The following is an 18699-nucleotide window of genomic DNA, read 5'->3' on the forward strand; positions in this document are numbered from 1 at the left end:
AACGCCCACGCCGCCGTCAGAACTTAAGATCTCCGTAATCGATTGATCACTATCTGCGAATGGCACGTTCGTCCGATGGCAAACCTCCGGGCGTGCTCGCAGAGTTAGCACCCGATTGCCGGCCGTCGTGGGACCGGGATCACAATCGACTGCGGGAGGTTGACGGTGTCCACCGTCGCGCTCAAGGACGTCACCAAGGTCTGGCCGGACGGCACGATGGCCGTCGACCGCGTCTCGCTCGAGGTACGCGACGGCGAGTTCATGGTCCTGCTCGGCCCCTCGGGCTGTGGCAAGTCGACCGTGCTCCGCATGATCGCCGGGCTGGAGGACCCCACCCAGGGTGAGATCCTGCTCAACGGTGAGCCGGTGCTGGACCTGCCGCCCCGTGACCGCAGCATCGCCATGGTCTTTCAGGACTTCGCGCTCTATCCGCACATGAGCGTGGCCGACAACATCGGCTTCCCGTTGAAGCTCTCCGGCGTCGAGCCGGGCCCGCGGCAGGAGCGGATCGGCGCGGTGGCCGGTGCGCTCGGCATCGGCGAGGTGCTCGGCCGGCGGCCCAGTCAGCTCTCCGGTGGCCAGCGGCAGCGGGTGGCGATGGGCCGGGCCATGGTTCGGCGACCAGGGATCTTCCTGATGGACGAGCCTCTCTCCAACCTGGACAGCGGGTTGCGTGCCGAACTGCGGGCCGAGATCACCAGCATGACCCGCGAGCTCGGCGTGACGACCATGTACGTCACCCACGACCAGGCCGAGGCGCTGACCATGGCGGACCGGGTGGCGATCATGCGCCGGGGCATCCTGCAGGACCTCGGCACGCCGACCGAGGTCTACCGACGCCCCGCCACGCTCTACGTCGCCGCCTTCCTCGGCTCGCCCCGGATGAACCTGCTGGAGGCCCAGGTCTACGTGCACCTGGACCGGTACGTCGCGCTCAACTTCGGCGAGCAGACGCTCTACCTGCCCTGGTCCGATCCCCGATCGCGGGCGGTCGCGCGGTACCACGGCGAGCGGATCGTGGTCGGCGTCCGGGCCGAGGCGCTCACCCCGGTGACCCCGGAGACGCCCGGTGCGGTCCTGCACGGCCGGATCCGGTACCTGGAGCACCACGGGCACGAGTCGCTGGCCTACCTGGACGTGGGGGCGACCGCGATCGTGGTGGACGAGATAGCCGGCGCCACGCCCGGCCGGCAGCCCGGTTCGGGCGCGCTCAAGAAGCTGGTGCAGCGCCTCTCCCGGCCGGCCGCCGAGGCGGCGCCGGAGCCGGGCGGTCAGGTGAGCCTGCTCAACGATCCGGGCCGGCATCACCGCAAACCGGCCGAGCTTTCGGTACGCCTGGCCCCGTACCCTGCGGTTTCGCACGGACACCCGCTCTCGGTGGCGGTGCAGATGGACTCGGTGCACTTCTTCGACGAGCGGGGGGACCGGATCGATGTCGGGTGGCGTTGAGCGGGGGCCGGTGAACGGCGGGCGCCACTTACGGGCGGGATCACGGATGCCTCCCGCCACTGGACGGCCACAGCGCGTAGGCTGCACCACGGTGGAGGACAGGATCGGCCAGAGTGTGCGTTCGGCTCCCATTGGTGAGCCGAGGGTCGATGACGCCCTCAAAACCATGAGCCCCATCCTGCTCGACCGCACCTTCGGTCACGACGACATCACCGTGCTGCGGCACGAGACGGCCCGGCTCCTGCCGCCGGTCGGCCTCTCCGGTGATCGTCTCTCGGGCTACGTGCTGGCGGTCAACGAGGTGATCACCAACGTCATCCTGCATGCCGGCGGGCACGGCCGTTTCCTCCTGAAGGTCGAGGACGGCTCGGTCTGGTGCGTGGTCACCGACTCGGGTCCGGGCATCCCCGACGGGCGCCGGGACGGCACGGTCGTCCCCGGTACGGACGAGGTCGGGGGACGCGGGCTGTGGTTGGCGCACCAGTTGTGCGACGAGGTCACCACGGCCACCGGGCCCATCGGCACCTCGATCGGGCTCCGGATGATCTTGAAGATTGGCACGCCGGAAAGCTGAAACAGCAGGTCGAACACGCTGTGAAACACCGCGGAAATGTGAACCGGGGCTTCCGCTCTCGTTCTCCTTGCCGTCCGACTACATTGGTCGAGTGCTCGGACTTCCTTCGCAGGTGACCGCATGCCTCTTCGATCTCGACGGGGTACTGACACAGACCGCTCTGGTGCACAGTGCCGCGTGGAAACAAACGTTCGACGAGTTTCTGCAAACGTGGTCAGAACACCATGACCAGCCCTTTATGCCGTTCGATTCCGGCGCCGACTATCACAAGTACGTCGACGGACGGCAGCGCGCCGACGGAGTACGCACGTTTCTCACCTCACGGGGTATCACCCTTCCTGAGGGCACGCCGGACGACGGCCCCGACCAGGAGACCGTCAACGGCGTCGGCAACCGCAAGAACATCCTCGTCCTGCAGAAGATCAAGGAGGGCGCGGTCCAGGTCTACCCGGGATCGGTGGAGTACCTGAAGGCCGCGAAGGAGGCCGGTCTCCGGCGCGCCGTCGTCTCGGCGAGCGCCAACTGCAAAGACGTCCTGGAGGCGGCCGGCATCGCCGACCTCCTGGAGGCCCGCGTGGACGGGGTCGTCGCCCGCGAGCTCGGCTTGCCCGGCAAGCCCGCTCCGGACACGTTCCTCCGCGGGGCCGAACTGCTCGGCCTCCCCCCGGAGAGCTGCGCGGTGTTCGAAGACGCCCAGGCCGGCGTGGCCGCCGGACGTGCCGGTGGCTTCGGCATCGTGATCGGGGTGGATCGCGTGGGCCAGGCGGAGGAGCTGCGTGCGCACGGCGCCGACGTCGTGGTCACCGACCTCGCCGAGTTGCTCGAGCACTAACCATTGACATTGTTGTCACGAGAGGCACGACCGTGATCCGTGAACGGGCCTACCCCGTTGACCCCTGGCACATCCGGGAGACCCGGCTCGATCTGGACCTGCTGGCCCAGTCCGAGTCGGTGTTCGCTCTCTCGAACGGCCACATCGGGATACGGGGCAACCTGGACGAGGGCGAGCCGCACGGCCTGCCCGGCACCTACCTGAACTCGTTCTACGAGTTGCGCCCGATGCCGCACGCGGAGGCCGGCTACGGCTTCCCCGAGTCCGGCCAGACCATGGTCAACGTCACCAACGCCAAGCTCATGCGGCTGCTCGTCAACGACGAGCCGTTCGACGTGCGGTACGGCGAGCTCCGCTCCCACGAGCGCACCCTGGACATGCGTGCCGGCACGCTGGAACGGGTCGTCGAGTGGGTCTCGCCCTCCGGGCAGGGCATCCGGGTGCGCACGATCCGCCTGGTCTCCTTCACCCAGCGAGCCGTCGTCGCGATCCTCTACGAGGTCGAGCCGCTGGACACCGCGGCCCGGCTGATCCTGCAGTCCGAGCTGGTGGCGAACGAGCAGCTGCCGCCGCAGAGCAAGGACCCGCGGGTGGCGGCGGTGCTGGACCGCCCGCTGCAGGCCGAGGAGATGCTCGAACAGCCCACCGGCGGCATCCTCGTGCACCACACCAAGGCCAGCGACCTGCGGATGGCCGCGGCGATGGAGCACCTGGTCGAGACGCCCGGCCGGCACGCCATCACCACCGAGGGGCACCCCGACTGGCTGCGGACCACGGTCGCCTGCCGTCTCGAGGCGGGGCAGAAGTTGCGCGTGGTGAAGCTGGCGGCGTACGGCTGGTCCAGCATGCGCTCGCTGCCCGCCCTGCGCGACCAGGTCGGCGCCGCACTGGCCAGCGCCCGGCTGGACGGCTGGGAGGGGCTGGTCCAGCAGCAGCAGGAGTACCTGGATGCGTTCTGGGACCACTCCGACGTCCGCGTCGACGGTGACCCGGAGGTGCAGCAGGCGGTCCGCTTCGGCCTCTTCCACACCCTGCAGGCGGGGGCCAGGGCCGAGCAGCGCCCGATCGGCTCCAAGGGCCTCACCGGGCCGGGGTACGACGGTCACACGTTCTGGGACTCCGAGACCTTCGTGCTGCCCGCACTGACGTACACGCAGCCCTCCGCGGCGGCGGACGTGCTGCGCTGGCGGCACTCCACGCTGGACCTGGCCCGGGAGCGGGCGCAGACGCTCGGCCTCCAGGGCGCCGCCTTCCCGTGGCGGACCATCCGCGGCCAGGAGTGCTCCGGTTACTGGCCGGCCGGCACCGCGGGCTTCCACATCGGCGCCGACATCGCCGACGCGGTCCGGCGGTACGTCCAGGCCACCGGCGACTACGACTTCGAGCGTGAGGTCGGCCTGGAGCTGCTGGTCGAGACCGCACGGCTGTGGCGCTCGCTGGGGCACCACGACCGGCACGGGCGCTTCCACATCGACGGCGTCACCGGCCCGGACGAGTACACCGCGGTGGTCAACGACAACGTCTACACCAACCTGATGGCCCAGCAGAACCTGCTGGCCGCGGTGGACGCCTGCAAGCGCCACCCGGACCTGGCCCGCACGTTCGGGGTGAACGACGAGGAGGCCGCCTCCTGGCGGGACGCGGCGGCTGCCGTGCACATCCCGTACGACAAGGAGCTCGGCGTCCACCAGCAGTGCGAGGGCTTCACCCGCCTGCAGGAGTGGGACTTCGAGGGCACGCCGCCCGAGGGCTACCCACTCCTGCTGAACTTCCCGTACTTCGACCTGTACCGCAAGCAGGTGGTCAAGCAGGCCGACCTGGTCATGGCGATGTACATCCGGGGTGACGCCTTCACGCCGGAGGAGAAGGCGCGCAACTTCGCGTACTACGACGCCCGGACCGTGCGGGACTCGTCGCTGTCGGCCTGCATCCAGGCGGTGATGGCGGCCGAGACCGGGCACCTCGAGCTGGCCCACGACTACCTGGGCGAGGCCGCCCTGATGGACCTGCACGACCTGCACCAGAACGCCCGTGACGGCGTCCACGTGGCGTCGCTGGCGGGTTCCTGGATCGCGCTGGTCGCCGGCCTCGGCGGCATGCGCGACTTCCAGGGGCAGCTCTCGTTCGCGCCGCGGCTGCCCAGCCGGATCAACAACCTGGAGTTCTCGCTGCTCTGGCGGGGTCTGCGGCTGCGGGTGAACGTGACCGCCGACGAGGTCACCTACTCGCTGCGCAACGGCGGGGGGTCGGCCCGGCTCACGCTGCTGCACCACGGCAAGGAGCTGGAGGTGACCCAGGTGCGGCCGGTCACCATGGCCATCCCGCCGGCGGCGCCGGTCGGCCCCGCGCCGTCTCAGCCGGCGGGCCGCGCCCCGGTGCGCCGGAACACCAGCAGCTGATCTTCCCGGTACGCACGAAGGCCCCCGACCGCAGTGGCCGGGGGCCTTTCGTATCGGTGCTCGGTACTTCCTAGAGCAGCGAGACGTGCACGTGGTCGGTGTGGTCGCTCACACCGTGGTACGCGTGCCAGGTCCCGGTCGCCGGGAACCAGATCTGCTTGTACCAGATCACGTAGTAGATGCCGAGCCGGTCGGCGTTGCGCACGAGGAACGCGGTGAGGTCGTTGCCGTACCGCATCATGTCGTTGTTGTGCGCCGACGAGAAGCCGCTCTTCTGCAGTGACCAGTCACACGCCCGGCCCTTGGGGTGCTCGAACGGGCCGCCGTCCCGGTGACAACCGACGAAGCGGTTGAATCCGGCCTTCTTCACCTCCTGGTAGAGGTGCAGCGTCCGCTTGGTGATGCAGCCGTTGGTGGTCGGGTCGTTCTGGGTGCACGACTCGGCGGAGAAGCCGCCGCTGGCGTTGCGCGGCGCCGGATCCGCGACCTTGGAGACCGCGTCGACCATGCCCTGCGTGATGGTCTTGTTGATCCCGGTGTCACCGCCGAGCAGGGCCACCTGCTTGTCGGCCGACGTCTTCTGCTGCTTCTGCACGGCGAGCTGCTGCTGCTCGGTCTTGAGCTCGGCGTCGAGCGCGGTCTTCGCCGTGGTGATCTCGGTGAGCGCCGTGTTCAGCTCGTGCAGCTTCTGGTCGTGCAGCTTGTTGATCTCTTCGAGGGAGATCGCCTTGTTCAGGAAGTCCTGGGACGAGTCGCTGCCGAGCAGGAAGCCGACCGCGCTCAGGTTGCCGGTCTGGTACTGCTGCTTGGCGATCGCGTTGACCTCGGGCACCAGGGCGTCCCGGCGCTTCTCCGCGTCCGAGATCTTGGTGGCCAGCGTCTTCTGCGCCTTCTGCGATTTCGTCACCGCGGCCTTGGCGTTCACGTACCGCCGGTTGGTCGCTTCGAGCTGGTCGGAGAGGAGGTCGGGCTGTTCCTCCTCGTCCTCCTCGGAACTGGTGGAGGAGCTGGCGCTCGGTGCGGCGCTCGCCGGTGCGGAGGGTGCCACCAGGAACGCGGTCGCCACGAGCGGCGCCAGGGCCAATATCAGCCACCGGCGGGGACGTGCGGTCATCAACAATCCTTCCTTGTCACCGCCGACCGGGTTAGCTGACGGGTTCGGGACGGAAGAGATCCCTACCGCGCGAGGCGGATTCACCCCAGTGACCTGGGTCCCCGGCTCGCCCTTGCGGGGCGATTGGGCGGTGGCCTGCCGGCAACTCGGGGGCGGTGCCGTCCGGGCAGGACCGGCGAAGAGTTTACCCGAGATATCGCCATCCATGACGACCGAAGAAATGGCTAAAATCGTTACCGGTCAACGACTTTCCGTAGTTAGGTGACGTCATGTGATTGCCCTGTCGCCATGCGTACGAGAACTGTCGATTCCTCGATCGAGTGGGTATGGTCGGTTCGGTTCCCACCCGGGGACCGCCGCCTAATCGCCCGAGTGGGCGAGCCGGGGAACCATTTCTTCCGGGGTGAATCCGCCACGTGCGGTAGGGATTTCCTTCGTCCCGAACCCGTCAGCTAACCCGGCCGGCGGCCGACGGAAGGAAATGGCCTGTGCAGTCAGTACCTGCGCGGCGACGGTGGGTGGCGATCTTCGCTCTCCTCCTTGCCGCATGCGGGGTGACCGGTATAGCGACGCCGGCCTCCGCCGCGCCCCGCCCGCTCGCCGCGCCCGGTGAATCGGGTGACGACGGTGAGGGCGGCTCCAAGTCCCTGCTCGAACAACTCGACTCCGCCTCCAAGGGTTACGTCGAGGCCAAGGCGAAGCTGAAGACCTCGAAGGCGCAGCAGACCAAGCTGGCCGCCGAGATCAAGACGCTGGACGCGTCGATCGGCCCGCAGCAGGCGGCGCTGGACCAGATCGCGGTCCAGGCGTACACGACCGGCCGGCTCGGCCCGATCAGCGCGCTGCTCACCGCGGACTCCTCGGGCGCCTTCCTGGACCGGGCCATCACGCTCGGCACCGTGGCGGTCCAGCAGAACCAGGCGATCACCGATCTCCGGACCACGCTGACCAGCCAGCAGAAGGCCAAGACCGCGATCGAGGCCACCATCGTCGACCAGCAGAAGCAGGTCAACGTGATGGCCAAGAAGAAGCTGCAGGTCGAGACCGCCCTGAAGAACGCGAACCAGGGTGACGACGCCGACGGCGACAGCGGCAGCGGGGACAGTGCCTCGGCCGACGAGCCCTCCGGCAGCCTCGCCGGCGGGTGCACCGAGAACGACCCGACCACCACCGGCTGCATCACGCCGCGCCTGCTGTACGCCCTCAAGCAGGCCCAGAAGGACGGGTTCACCCGGTACGTCGCGTGCTTCCGGCACCAGAACAGCGGTGAGCATCCGAAGGGCCGGGCCTGTGACTTCGCCGCCGACAAGAACGGCTTCGGCGGGGTCGCCACCGGCGCCAGCAAGACGTACGGCAACAACCTGGCGAACTACTTCATCAAGAACTCCGACACGCTCGGGGTGCTCTACGTGATCTGGTTCAAGCGGATCTGGTTGCCGAGCAGCGGCTGGAAGTCGTACTCCGGGGCCGGCGGGACACCGTCGACCGACCACACGAACCACGTGCATCTCTCGGTGACCTGACGGGACCCGACCGAGACACGAAAGAGAGCCCGGGGCGATCGGCACCCCGGGCTCTCTCCTTCTCGTGGTGCGGTTACCGCTTGTTGAAGGCGTCGTACTCCTTCATGACCTCGTCGGTCGGGCCGTCCGCCCGGATCAGTCCGGACTCCAGCCAGATGCAGCGCTCGCAGGTGTCCCGGATCGACTGCTCACTGTGGCTGACCAGGAAGACCGTGCCGGCCTGCTCGCGGAGCTCGCGAACCCGGGCCTCACTGCGCTTGCGGAACTTCGCGTCACCGGTGGCCAGCGCCTCGTCGATCAGCAGCACGTCGTGCAGCTTCGCCGCCGAGATGGAGAACCGGAGCCGGGCCGCCATGCCGGACGAGTAGGTCCGCATCGGCAGCGAGGAGAAGTCGCCGCGCTCGTTGATGCCGGAGAAGTCGATGATGCCCTGCTTCTTCTCCTTGACGTCGGCCGGCGACATGCCCATGGCGAGGCAGCCCAGCTCGACGTTCTGATCGCCGGGCAGGTCGTTCATCAGGGCCGCGTTCACGCCCAGTAGGGACGGCTGGCCGGCCGCGTAGATCGCGCCGCGGGCCACCGGCAGCAACCCGGCCACCGCGCGCAGCAGGGTCGACTTGCCGGAGCCGTTGCTCCCGATCAGGCCGATCGCCTCACCCTTGTAGGCGACGAAGCTCACACCCTTGACGGCGTGCACCTCGCGGACGTTCGCCTCCTTCTGCCGGGTGACGATCTTCTTGAGGCTGGCGAGCGGGCTCTGGTTGTTCTTGCCGCCGCCCCGGACCTTGTAGATCACGTGGGCGTTGTCGGCGATGACGGTGGGGACGTGCTCGATGTCAGCCACGGCCGTAGCCCTTCTCTCCGCGCCAGAAGTAGACGTAGCCGCCGAGACCCACGACCGCGGCCCAGACGGCCGCCTCGGTCCAGAGCAGGGTCGGCGTACCGGCCAGGACCACGTTCTCCATCAGCGCGTGCCGGAACAGCTCGACGAAGACCAGCAGCGGGTTCGCCTCGACGAGGGCCAGCTTCCAGCCGTGCAGGTGCTCGGTGAAGCGGGTGACCGGGTAGAGGATGGCCGAGCCGTACATCCAGAACCGCATGATGAACGGGATCAGCTGCTTGATGTCGCGCATCTTGGAGCCGAGGCGGGCCATGCCCATCGCCAGGCCGGTGTTGAAGACCACCTGGAGCACCAGCGCCGGGATGACCAGCAGCCACTCCGGGTTGATCGGCTCACCGCTGATCAGCACGATGCCGAAGAGCACCACCAGCGCGGTGAGGAAGTTGCGGGCCTCGACCAGGGCGACCGAGAGCGGGAGGCTGGCACGGGGGAAGTGCAGCGCCCGGATCAGTCCGAGGTTGCCGGTGATCGCGTTGATGCCCGAGTTGACCACCGACTGGGTGAACCCGAAGACGAAGACGCCGATGCAGAGGTACGGGATGAAGTTGTCCACCCCGCCGCGGGTGCCGATCACCACGCCGAAGATGACGTAGTAGACGGCGGCGTTGATTATCGGGGTCAGGACCTGCCACAGCGTGCCGAGGTTGGTCTGGCCCAGCGCCGAGGAGGTCTTCGCCCGGGCATGTGCCGAGATGAAATGCCGGTACCGCCACAGCTGACGTGTGTACTCCGGGAGGCGGATCCGCCGTCCGGAAGAGGACAGTCCGTGGCGCCGAGCCAGCTCCTTGGCGGAGAGCTCGGTGCCGGACTCGGCAACCGCCGTCTCTGGCATGGGGTGGTGCTCCGATCTAGTCGGCCCGTAGGTGGCGGCGGACTCCGGTTGCTTGCGCGAGAACACAGCTAGCAAGCATGACAGGGTGACCGCCGGCGCCGATGGAACGGGTTCGTATCGACGCGGCTGTGACGCTAGCTGACCAAACGGCGGAACGCAACCGTTACGTCGTAGCGTTATAGTCGTACGCGTGGCGACAGTTAAGCGCGCACCAGCCGGAGCGGCGGTGCTCCGGACAGACATCACCGCGGCGATCCGAAACGCGGTCATGAACGAGCTGGCAGAGGTGGGTTACGGCCGGCTTTCGATCGAGGCCGTGGCACGCCGTGCCGGTGTGGGCAAGACCGCGATCTACCGCCGATGGAGCAACAAGCTGGAGATGGTACTGGAGATCATCTCCGATGTGGCGGGTAGGAAAGTGCCACTTCCGGACACCGGCTCTTTTGCCGGTGATCTCCAGCTGTTGATGATGATCGTGAGCCGTGCTCTGCAGCACCGGATCGCGTCTCAGATCATCCCCGACCTGATGGCCGAGGCGGCCCGTAACCCACAGATCGCCGAGACCCTCCAGCGTGTCCTGCGCACGCATCAGGAGGCGGTCGGTGACAAGCTGGTCGGCCAGGCGATCGCCCGGGGCGAGCTGCCCGAGGGGACGGACCCGGCGGTCGCCGTGGACCTGATCCTCGGTCCGCTCTACTGGCGTCTCGCGGTGGCCCGGCAGCCGGTCGGCGACGACTACCTGGAGAAGCTGACCGAAGCGATCCTGGCCTCGCTGAGGGCGACCACCCCGCCGGACTGAGATCCGGATGTCAACCGGTTCGCACCCGACCGCAACTCAAGGTTTCCTGCGGTCGGGTGCGCCGGGGCCGAAGGAAGAGGCCGACCGCCTCGTCCCCGACCCCCGTGGAGCCGGCCTCATGACCTCTGCCACCGACGTCCGCGTCGACACCACCGTGCTGGACGCGACCGCCCTGCTCGCCATCGCGATGGGCGGCCACGACACGGCCGGAGCGCTGGCGGCCGAGTGCCGTCCCCGGGTGGTGACCGACGCGGCGGTGGTCGGCGGGTGGCGCAGTCCCGACGGCGTGGTCCGGCTCTCCCTGCGTACCGACGGCACGTACGCCGGTGCGGTCGCCGGTCGCCGCCGGCCGGCCCGGGGCACCTACCGGGTCGAGGGTGCGTCGATCGTGCTGCACGACGAGAGCGGACTGCCCACCCCGGTCGTCGTCTACGAGGGGGAGCTCGAGATGGCCGGGCACCGGCTGCTCCCGGACTGAGAATCCGCTTCCGCGGCGGGCCGCCGCCCGCGATGCTGAGACGATGATCGATTGGTTGAACGGTCCGGCGGTGACGGCGTTCGGCGTGGCGACCACCTGGGCGGAGGTGCTCGGCTTCGCGACCGGCCTGCTCAACGTGTGGTTGCTGGTCCGGCAGAACATCCTGAACTGGCCGATCGGTGTCCTCAACGTCCTGCTGCTGATGGTCGTCTTCGGCGCGGCCGGCCTCTACGCCGACATGGGCCTCCAAGTCGTCTACGTCGTTCTCGGGCTCTACGGCTGGTGGGCCTGGCTCTACGGCGGCGCCGACCGCACCAGCCTCGTGGTGCGGACCACCACGCGGACCGAGTGGCTCTGGCTGACGGTGGCCGGGGTCGTGCTCACCGGCGGGCTCTGGCTCTTCCTGGACCGGCTCACCGGCTCCACCGTGCCGTTCGCCGACGCGCTCACCACGGCGGTCTCGCTGGTCGCCACGTACGGCCAGACGCGCAAGCTGGTGGAGAGCTGGTGGCTCTGGATCGCCGCCGACGTGGTCTACATCCCGCTTTACGGCTACAAGAACCTCTGGCTCACCGCGATCCTCTACGTGGCCTTCATGGCCCTCTGCGTCGCCGGTCTGCGCTCCTGGCGGGGCGTGCTGCGGGCCCAGCGCGACGCTGCGGTCCCGGCGTGAGGTACCGGCACGGTCTGGTGGTCGGCAAGTTCTACCCGCCGCACGCCGGGCACCACGCGCTGATCGACGCCGCCGCGGACGCCTGCGATCGGGTCACCGTGGTGGTCGCGCCCTCCTCGGCCGAGAGCATCCCGCTGGACCTCCGGCTGGAGTGGCTCCGCGAGGCGCACGGTCCGCACGTCCGCTTCGTCGGGGTGTACGACGATCATCCGATCGACTACGCCGATCCGGCCGTCTGGGACCTGCACATGCGGGTGTTCCGGGCCGCGGTCGGCGCCGACCGGGTGGACGTCGTCTTCAGTTCTGAGGCGTACGGCGCGGAGCTCTCCCGCCGCTTCGGCGCCGGGGCGGTCCTGGTCGACCCGGGCCGGGCGCGGGTACCGGTCTCCGGCACCGCGATCCGGGCCGATCCGGTCGCGTACTGGGAACACCTCGGCCCGGGCGCACGCGCCTGGCTGACCCGCCGGGTCATCGTGGTCGGCGCCGAGTCGACCGGCACCACCGCGATGGCGCGCGCCCTGGCCCGCCACTACCGGACCCGCGGTGGCGTCTGGTCCACCACCCGCTGGGTGCCCGAGTACGGCCGGGAGCTGACCGAGCGCAAGCTGGCCGTGCTGCGCGAATCCCGCCCGTCGGCGACCGTCTTCGACGTGGTCTGGGACCGGGACGACTTCGTCGCGGTGGCCGAGGAGCAGCGCGCGGCGGAGGACGCGGCGGCCCGCTCCGGCTCGCCGGTGCTCTTCGGTGACACCGACGCGTTCGCCACCACGATCTGGGAGGAGCGGTATCTCGGCAGCACCTCGGTGAAGGTGCGCGAGCTGGTCCGTGACCCGGATCTCTACCTGCTCACCGAGGCCGCCGGGGTGCCGTTCGAGGATGACGGGCTGCGCGACGGCGAGCACCTGCGGGGGTGGATGACCGAGCGCTTCCGCACCGAGCTGGCGGTGGGCGGTACGCCGTACCTGGAACTGGGTGGGTCTTTCCGAAAGCGCCTGCAAGGCGCCGTCCGCGCGGTCGATGAGCTGATCGCCCGGGGGTGGCGCTTCACACCACCGCTAAGCGCTAACGGTAGCGGGATGGTAGCCGAACGTTAGGGGCATGCGGACGAAGACGGCGATCACCCTGCTCGGACTCTCGCTGGTGGCCGGCGGCTGCAGCTCGGGTAGCGGCACACCGTCGTCGACCGCCTCGCCGACCACGGGCTCCACCTGGTCGGTGATCGCGCAGGGCAGCGCCACCCCCAGCCCGACGCCGTCGATGGTCAGCGGCCTGCCTGCCGCGGCGGTCTCCGCCTCGCTGCCGAGCGCCTCGCCGACCTGCAGCACCCAGGTCTTCACTCGGGACACCTCGGTGATGATCGCGCTCAAGGTCACCGTCGGCACCGGATCGGTCAAGGTCGAGTGGCCCACGCAGTACGACTCTGACTACCGGGTGGCCGCCGTGCCGCAGCAGCTCGTCTCCGGTGCCCAGCCCGAGCCGGCCTGGAAGTCCGTCGCGGCCGGCACCGGCTGCACGGTCAGCGCCACGCTCACCGGCCTGACGGCGGGTGCGCCCTACATCGTCTGGCTGGAGGCCCTGCACTCCGGCTACGAGCTCGACGGCACCCGGCACCTCTACAGCGGCCGGTCGGGAGTGATCTACCCCAAGTAGCGGTCGAGGCCGTCGACGAGCAGGTCGAGGCCGAACTCGAAGCGCAGCCCGTTGTCGCCGGAGACCATGGCCTCGGCGTTCTTCCGGAGGTTCGGCAGATCCTCCGGTGACAGCTGGGCGTAGTAGCTCGCCAGATCCTCGCGGACGCCCTGGATGAAGTGCTCCGGCGTCTCACCGGATTCACGGATCGACCGCTTCCACATGGCGAACTCCATCGCGTCGGCGGCGAGGTACAGGAAGATCCGGTCGAGGGCCCAGGCGGCCTGCTCCACCGGCACACCCCCGGCCATCATCATCGAGAGCATCGCCTCGGAGCTGCGCAGCGCGTTGGGGCCGGTCGGCACGCCGGCCATCGCGGTGCCGGCCAGGTCGTTGTAGGTCAGCAGCACCCGACGGCTCTCCCGGGCCAGCTCCTTGACCTGCTCCTTCCAGCGGGCCGGGTCGATCTCGGTGGGGATCCGGATCTCGCCGCAGATCTCGTCGAACATCAGCCGGAGCAGCTCGTCCTTGTTCGCCACGTGGGCGTAGAGGCTGGACGGGCCGGTCCGGAACTCGGCCGCGACGCGGCGCATGCTGACGCCCTCGACGCCCTCCTCCCGGACGATCCGCAGGGCGGTCCGGACGATCTCGTCGCGGGTCAATTGCACTCTCGCGCGTGCGGCGCGCCGCGCCTGATCCGCGCGCCAGGGGAATTCAGCCATCAGTCGTAAATCTAGTTGACGCTGAACACTGTTCGCTATTAGAACAGTGTTCGTGATGACGAACACTGTTCAAAAGACGAGTGAGCAGGCCTACCGATACCGATGGGTGGCCCTGTTCGTGATCCTCGCGGTCGAGGTGATGGACCTGCTCGACGCGCTGGTCACCACGATCGCCGGGCCGGTGATCCGGGCGGAACTGGGCGGGTCCTACTCGCTGATCCAGTGGCTCGGCGCGGCCTACACCCTGTCCATGGCGATCGGGCTGCTGACCGGTGGGCGCCTCGGCGACATCTACGGCCGGCGGCGGATGTTCCTGGTCGGCGCGGCCGGCTTCACGCTCGCCTCGCTGGCCTGCGCCCTGGCACCGGCGGCCGGTTTCCTGATCGGCGCGCGGGCGGTCCAGGGCCTGTTCGGTGCGCTGATGCTGCCGCAGGGCCTCGGCATGATCCGGGAGATGTTCGCCCCGGCGGAGCGGGCCAAGGCGTTCGGCGCGTTCGGACCGGTGATGGGCCTCTCTTCGGTGGGCGGCCCGATCCTGGCCGGCTGGCTGGTCGACGCGGACTACCTCGGCGCCGGGTGGCGCATGATCTTCTTCATCAACCTGCCGCTCGGCGTCTTCGCGGTCCTCGGCGCGCTCCGCTACCTGCCGGAGTCCCGGCTGGAGCGGGCGCCCCGGCTGGACGGCTTCGGCGTGATCCTCGCCGCGGGCGGCGCGTTCCTGCTGCTCTACCCGCTGGTGCAGGGCCGTGAGCTGGACTGGCCGGTCTGGACCTTCGCGATGCTGGCGCTCGGCGTGGTCGCGTTCGGGCTCTTCGGCGTCTACGAGTCACGGCGCGACCGGCGCGGGCTGGACCCCTTGGTCACCCCGAGCCTGTTCCGCAAGCGGTCGTTCACCGGCGGCCTGGTGCTCGGCCTGATGTTCTTCGCCTCGCTGATCGGCACCGGACTGGTCTTCACGTTCTACCTGCAGATCGGGCTCGGCTACACGCCGCTCAAGGCGGGCCTCAGTACGCTGCCGCAGGCGCTCGGGATGATCGCCGGCTTCGTGGCGGCGGGCTCCGGTCTCGCCGAGCGGCTCGGCCGCCGGCTGATCCAGATCGGCACGGTCGGGATGATCGCCGGGATGGTGACCTTCGCCGGCATCGTCAGGCTCACCGGCGCGGACATCACGCCGTGGCACCTGATTCCGGCGCTGCTGCTGCTCGGCGTCGGGATGGGGCTGGCCATGGCGCCGTTCTTCGGCATCGTGCTGGCCGGCGTCGACGACGAGGAGAGCGGCTCGGCCTCCGGCGCGCTGACCTCGGTGCAGCAGCTCGGCGGTGCGTTCGGCATCGCGGTGCTGGGCACGATCTTCTTCGCGCTGCTGCCGGGCGCGGTGGGCGATCACGTGGACGCCTCGGCGGGTGAGCTGCGCGCGGTGCTGACCACCGCCGGCGTTCCCGCCGACGCTGCGCCGGCGATCGTGGCCGGGGTGCGCCGCTGCCTCACCGATCGCGTCGCCCAGGAGAATCCCGATGTCACACCGGCGAGCTGTGAGCGTTCCGGTTCCGCTTCGCTTCTCTCGGCGTACGCCGGAGAGCAGATCCGCCGGGGATTCGAGGACACCACGGTCCGTACCGCCGGAGTCTCGCTGCTGTTGCTCGTGGCGGCGTTCGGGCTCAGCTTCCTGCTGCCCCGCCAGGGCCGCCCGGAGGGTGACGGGCACTGACCATCGCCCCGCCGCCCAGAGGGGCGGGCACTGACCGCCCGGCGGGGTCAGCCGGTGATCGGGCCCGTCGTCGGCAGCCCGGCGGCCTTCCACGCGGCGAACCCGCCGGCCAGATCCGTCGCGCGGTGCAGGCCGAGGTCCTGGCAGGCCGCCGCGGCGAGGCTGCTGGTGTACCCCTCCTGGCAGGTGATCACCACCGGGAGGTCGTAGCGGCCGGCCCAGGGCAGGCGGGCGTCGCTCCGCGGGTCGAGCCGCCACTCCAGCACGTTGCGCTCGATGATCACGGCACCGGGGATCTCGCCGTGCTCGGCCCGCTGGGCGGCCGGGCGGATGTCGATCAGGACGGCGTCCGCCTCGGCGCGCAGCAGCGCCTCGGTCTCGGCCGGTCCGAGGCGATCGAGCCGGCTCCGGGCGTCGGCCAGGATCTCGTCGATGCTCCTCGGTGGCGTGCGGATCACCACTCGGCTCCCGCCCGTTCGACGGTCAGCACCTCGAGGCCCTCGGGGGCGAGGCGGTACTTGGTCATCCGGGTCAGCGCGGGGCCGTAGACGTGGATGCTGATCGCCGGGTCGGTGCCGCGGTTCACGATCCGGTGGATGTGGTGCGCGCCGAACCGCCGCCCGGCGCCCTCGCCCAGGTCGCGGGAGGTGACCCGGGGTCCGCCGGGCCCGCCGGTGGCGATGGTGTCCTCGTTGAGCGTGCCGCTGAAGACGTGGAACGCGCCGGCCGAGCCGCCGTGGTCGTGGATCTCGGTCTGCTGTCCGGGCAGCCAGGTGAGCACCCAGACCTCGTAGTCGTCCGCGACCGCCAGGTGGTGGTACCACCGCTCGACCGGGTCGAAGCGGGGCGTCACCGGCCACCGTTCGGGCGCGGCGGCGAAGCTCTTGGCGATGGCGAGGTGATCGGGAACGGACATGACGGCTCCTCGGGGCGGCCTCGAACGGCTCAGGCATATATAACCTATAGGCTGGATAGGTTTTATCACACGACCGGGCTTCGCGTCCCGGGAACCGGAAAGTCGGCGTCGTGTCGGCGGGTCGGATCGGGAAAGAGGCTTAATCGCCTTTGCCTCTTTCGAGGGCGAGCGCGAAACATTTCTATCCGCAGTTGTGCCGACACGCAGCGTTGAGCAAAGTGGCCGAGGGCTCACCGGATCGGCCGACTGCTCCCGCCGTAACGGCGGAATCGCCGTTCGAGCAGTTCTTGTGCAATCGAGAAGGCTATATGGTGAGCTGCGCTGCCCGGAGTCCGGCCGCAGCCACCACCCTTCCTGATCATCAGCAGCCTGATCAACTGAGGACGGACACGTGTTCAAGTCACGCCGCGGCCTGCTCGCCGCCGGCCTAGCCGTCGCCGTGGTGGGTGCGATCGGCATCGCGTCCACGCTCAACGCCGGCGCGGACCAGATCCCGGGCGCCGCATCCGCGAAGCCGTCCACCAAGTCCGCCCTCAAACCGCCGGCGAACCTCCCGTGGGGCGAGGCGCCGGTCAGTGTCAAACGCGGACGCGACGGGGCGACCAGCAAGTCGCTCAAGTCCTCCGGGCTCAGCGCCGCGGCGCCGGGCGTGGGCGGCACCGAGGGCGGCGACGAGTACGCGCCGAAGGGCCGTACGTCGAAGACCTCGTTCCTCAAGTCGGAGAAGACCACGGTCGTCCCGCCGGCCACGGCCGCGGACTCGGCCGTCCCGCCGGAGCCGGTCGCCACCTCCTCGTCGGCGTCCACGTCGGACACCACCACGGTGAACTTCTTCTACAACGTGGGCATGCAGGTCGCCGAGAGCGAGGCGGCGTACGCGAACCTGACGATCGGCAAGCCGACGCTGGACAAGGCCGACTACCACTCGCTCGCCGAGGTGGCCGTGCAGTCCGCGGACAGCGCCCAGATCGTCGAGGTCGGCTGGACCGTCGACCGGGTGGTGAACGGTGACGACGATCCGCACCTGTTCGTCTACCACTGGGTCAACAAGGAGTCGACCTGCTACAACGGCTGCGGCTTCGTGCAGTACAGCTCGACCATCAAGCCCGGTGACACGCTGACCCAGGACACCGCCAAGCGGTTCGGCATCCAGTACTTCAACGGCGCCTGGTGGATCGCGTACGACTCCGAGTGGGTCGGCTACTTCCCGGACAGCCTCTGGGAGGGCATCACCTTCCAGAAGTCCGGCATCGTGCAGGTCTTCGGCGAGGTCGCGGCCTCCTCGGCCACCCCGTGCACGCAGATGGGCAACGGTCTGTCCGGCGAAGACACCTCGTCCGCCAAGGTCGGCAGCGTGACGTACCTGAACGGCCCGACCGTCGACATCGCGGTCCGGACCACCAGCGAGTACTACACGCCCGTGTCGCTGAGTACCCGTACCTATCGCTACGGCGGCCCCGGCGCCTGCTGATCCGTACCCTCTCCGCGATGCCCGGTCCCCCATCAGGGGCCGGGCATCGATGTTTTTGATTCATCGGTGCGGCGGTGAACCGGATGTCGTGCCACGATGTACATCCGGGTGGCCAGGGCGGGACCCGAGGGGAGCTGGCGCCGATGAAGCGACGGGTGAGCCCCGACGAGCAACTGATGACCGCGCTCTATACGGAGCACTACTCCGTTCTCATCAACTTCGTCTCGAGATACGTCTCCGACCGGCACAAGGCCGAGGACCTCGTCCAGGAGACGCTGTTACGCGCGTGGAAGCACATCGACCACCTCGACCCGGAACCCGGTCGAACGCGGTCGTACCTGCTCACCATCGCTCGTAACGTGGTGACCAACGCGTGGCGGGCGGAACAGCGCCGCCCACGGCTGGTCTCCGACGAGACGGCGGTCAATTCGGTGCCGTCGGCGGACAACGTGGATCAGATGGTCGAGGGATGGCTGGTGGCGGAGGCCATGGAGCGGCTCTCGCCGGAGCACCGGGCGGTGATCAAGGCGATGTACTACGAGGGGCAGAGCGTTGCCGACGCGGCACGGCGGCTCTCGGTGCCCGAGGGGACGGTGAAGTCACGCGCCTACTACGCGGTGCGTGCTCTCCGTACAGTCTTCGAGGAGATGGGGATGCTGCGATGATCTCCATAACCCGC

Annotated in this window: 19 protein-coding genes and 2 riboswitches; of the genes, 13 read left to right on the forward strand and 6 right to left on the reverse strand. The window is 69.2% G+C overall.

The features are described 5' to 3' along the window. Nucleotides 1-165: 165 nt before the first annotated feature. From AB0M08_RS27045 to AB0M08_RS27060, 4 genes are all read left to right on the forward strand, one after another. A complete protein-coding gene (locus AB0M08_RS27045; protein ID WP_364498727.1) occupies nt 166-1449 on the forward strand; it encodes an ABC transporter ATP-binding protein in 1284 nt (427 codons plus the stop codon). 166 nt (nt 1450-1615) lie between these two features. Then, nucleotides 1616-2023, forward strand: a complete 408-nt coding sequence (locus AB0M08_RS27050; protein ID WP_364498730.1) for an ATP-binding protein — start codon at nt 1616-1618, stop codon at nt 2021-2023. A 91-nt stretch (nt 2024-2114) separates the two neighbouring features. Further along, on the forward strand, nt 2115-2855 hold the full coding sequence (locus tag AB0M08_RS27055) for a beta-phosphoglucomutase family hydrolase (protein ID WP_364498921.1): 741 nt from the start codon (nt 2115-2117) through the stop codon (nt 2853-2855). Nucleotides 2856-2887: 32 nt separating this feature from the next. Then, nucleotides 2888-5254 (forward strand): glycoside hydrolase family 65 protein, encoded by a 2367-nt coding sequence (locus AB0M08_RS27060; protein ID WP_364498733.1) that lies wholly within the window; start codon nt 2888-2890, stop codon nt 5252-5254. Nucleotides 5255-5324: 70 nt separating this feature from the next. Here the strand turns inward: AB0M08_RS27060 and AB0M08_RS27065 are convergent, their stop codons facing one another. Further along, a complete protein-coding gene (locus AB0M08_RS27065) occupies nt 5325-6368 on the reverse strand; it encodes a hypothetical protein (RefSeq protein WP_364498736.1) in 1044 nt (347 codons plus the stop codon). Between the two features lie 3 nt (nt 6369-6371). Continuing rightward, a riboswitch (cyclic di-AMP (ydaO/yuaA leader) is annotated at nt 6372-6508 on the reverse strand. A 207-nt stretch (nt 6509-6715) separates the two neighbouring features. Further along, nucleotides 6716-6851: riboswitch (cyclic di-AMP (ydaO/yuaA leader) on the forward strand. A 71-nt stretch (nt 6852-6922) separates the two neighbouring features. On the opposite strand from AB0M08_RS27065, the gene AB0M08_RS27070 reads away from it, so the two are divergent. Further along, a complete protein-coding gene (locus AB0M08_RS27070) occupies nt 6923-7891 on the forward strand; it encodes a hypothetical protein (RefSeq protein WP_364498739.1) in 969 nt (322 codons plus the stop codon). A 73-nt stretch (nt 7892-7964) separates the two neighbouring features. On the opposite strand, the gene AB0M08_RS27075 is transcribed toward AB0M08_RS27070, so the two are convergent. Beyond that, nucleotides 7965-8735, reverse strand: coding sequence for an ABC transporter ATP-binding protein (locus tag AB0M08_RS27075; protein WP_364498742.1), 771 nt, complete (start codon nt 8733-8735; stop codon nt 7965-7967). Next, complete coding sequence (locus AB0M08_RS27080) at nt 8728-9624, reverse strand: ABC transporter permease (protein ID WP_364498745.1); 897 nt, start codon at nt 9622-9624, stop codon at nt 8728-8730. Before AB0M08_RS27080 ends, AB0M08_RS27075 begins: the two co-directional genes overlap by 8 nt. Before the next feature lie 226 nt (nt 9625-9850). Between AB0M08_RS27080 and AB0M08_RS27085 the strand changes: the two genes are divergently transcribed. From AB0M08_RS27085 to AB0M08_RS27105, 5 genes are all read left to right on the forward strand, one after another. Continuing rightward, a complete protein-coding gene (locus AB0M08_RS27085; RefSeq protein WP_364498924.1) occupies nt 9851-10423 on the forward strand; it encodes a TetR/AcrR family transcriptional regulator in 573 nt (190 codons plus the stop codon). A 118-nt stretch (nt 10424-10541) separates the two neighbouring features. Further along, nucleotides 10542-10901, forward strand: a complete 360-nt coding sequence (locus AB0M08_RS27090) for an Atu4866 domain-containing protein (RefSeq protein WP_364498748.1) — start codon at nt 10542-10544, stop codon at nt 10899-10901. A 43-nt stretch (nt 10902-10944) separates the two neighbouring features. After that, complete coding sequence (gene pnuC / locus AB0M08_RS27095) at nt 10945-11574, forward strand: nicotinamide riboside transporter PnuC (RefSeq protein WP_364498750.1); 630 nt, start codon at nt 10945-10947, stop codon at nt 11572-11574. Next, nucleotides 11571-12668: an AAA family ATPase gene (locus tag AB0M08_RS27100; protein ID WP_364498753.1), complete on the forward strand. Its 1098-nt coding sequence runs from the start codon at nt 11571-11573 to the stop codon at nt 12666-12668. The genes pnuC and AB0M08_RS27100 overlap by 4 nt, the downstream gene beginning before the upstream one ends. Nucleotides 12669-12672: 4 nt before the next feature. Then, the gene (locus AB0M08_RS27105) at nt 12673-13224 is read left to right on the forward strand and encodes a hypothetical protein (RefSeq protein ID WP_364498755.1); all 552 of its coding nucleotides are present in this window, start codon (nt 12673-12675) and stop codon (nt 13222-13224) included. Here the strand turns inward: AB0M08_RS27105 and AB0M08_RS27110 are convergent. Then, nucleotides 13212-13925: a TetR/AcrR family transcriptional regulator gene (locus AB0M08_RS27110; protein WP_364498757.1), complete on the reverse strand. Its 714-nt coding sequence runs from the start codon at nt 13923-13925 to the stop codon at nt 13212-13214. The two genes, AB0M08_RS27105 and AB0M08_RS27110, sit on opposite strands and share 13 nt — an antisense overlap. A gap of 55 nt (nt 13926-13980) precedes the next feature. On the opposite strand from AB0M08_RS27110, the gene AB0M08_RS27115 reads away from it, so the two are divergent. Next, nucleotides 13981-15633: an MFS transporter gene (locus AB0M08_RS27115; RefSeq protein WP_364498759.1), complete on the forward strand. Its 1653-nt coding sequence runs from the start codon at nt 13981-13983 to the stop codon at nt 15631-15633. A gap of 47 nt (nt 15634-15680) precedes the next feature. Here the strand turns inward: AB0M08_RS27115 and AB0M08_RS27120 are convergent, their stop codons facing one another. Continuing rightward, nucleotides 15681-16091 (reverse strand): rhodanese-like domain-containing protein, encoded by a 411-nt coding sequence (locus tag AB0M08_RS27120; protein ID WP_364498761.1) that lies wholly within the window; start codon nt 16089-16091, stop codon nt 15681-15683. Further along, complete coding sequence (locus AB0M08_RS27125) at nt 16088-16549, reverse strand: cysteine dioxygenase family protein (RefSeq protein WP_364498763.1); 462 nt, start codon at nt 16547-16549, stop codon at nt 16088-16090. The genes AB0M08_RS27120 and AB0M08_RS27125 overlap by 4 nt, the downstream gene beginning before the upstream one ends. A gap of 391 nt (nt 16550-16940) precedes the next feature. On the opposite strand from AB0M08_RS27125, the gene AB0M08_RS27130 reads away from it, so the two are divergent. Together AB0M08_RS27130 and AB0M08_RS27135 are read left to right on the forward strand one after the other, a co-directional pair. Beyond that, nucleotides 16941-18020, forward strand: a complete 1080-nt coding sequence (locus tag AB0M08_RS27130) for a neprosin family prolyl endopeptidase (RefSeq protein WP_364498766.1) — start codon at nt 16941-16943, stop codon at nt 18018-18020. 143 nt (nt 18021-18163) lie between these two features. Continuing rightward, a complete protein-coding gene (locus AB0M08_RS27135; RefSeq protein ID WP_364498769.1) occupies nt 18164-18685 on the forward strand; it encodes a sigma-70 family RNA polymerase sigma factor in 522 nt (173 codons plus the stop codon). The last annotated feature ends 14 nt before the right edge of the window (nt 18686-18699 follow it).

This window comes from Actinoplanes sp. NPDC051851 (genome assembly GCF_040681165.1).
Lineage (GTDB): Bacteria > Actinomycetota > Actinomycetes > Mycobacteriales > Micromonosporaceae > Actinoplanes.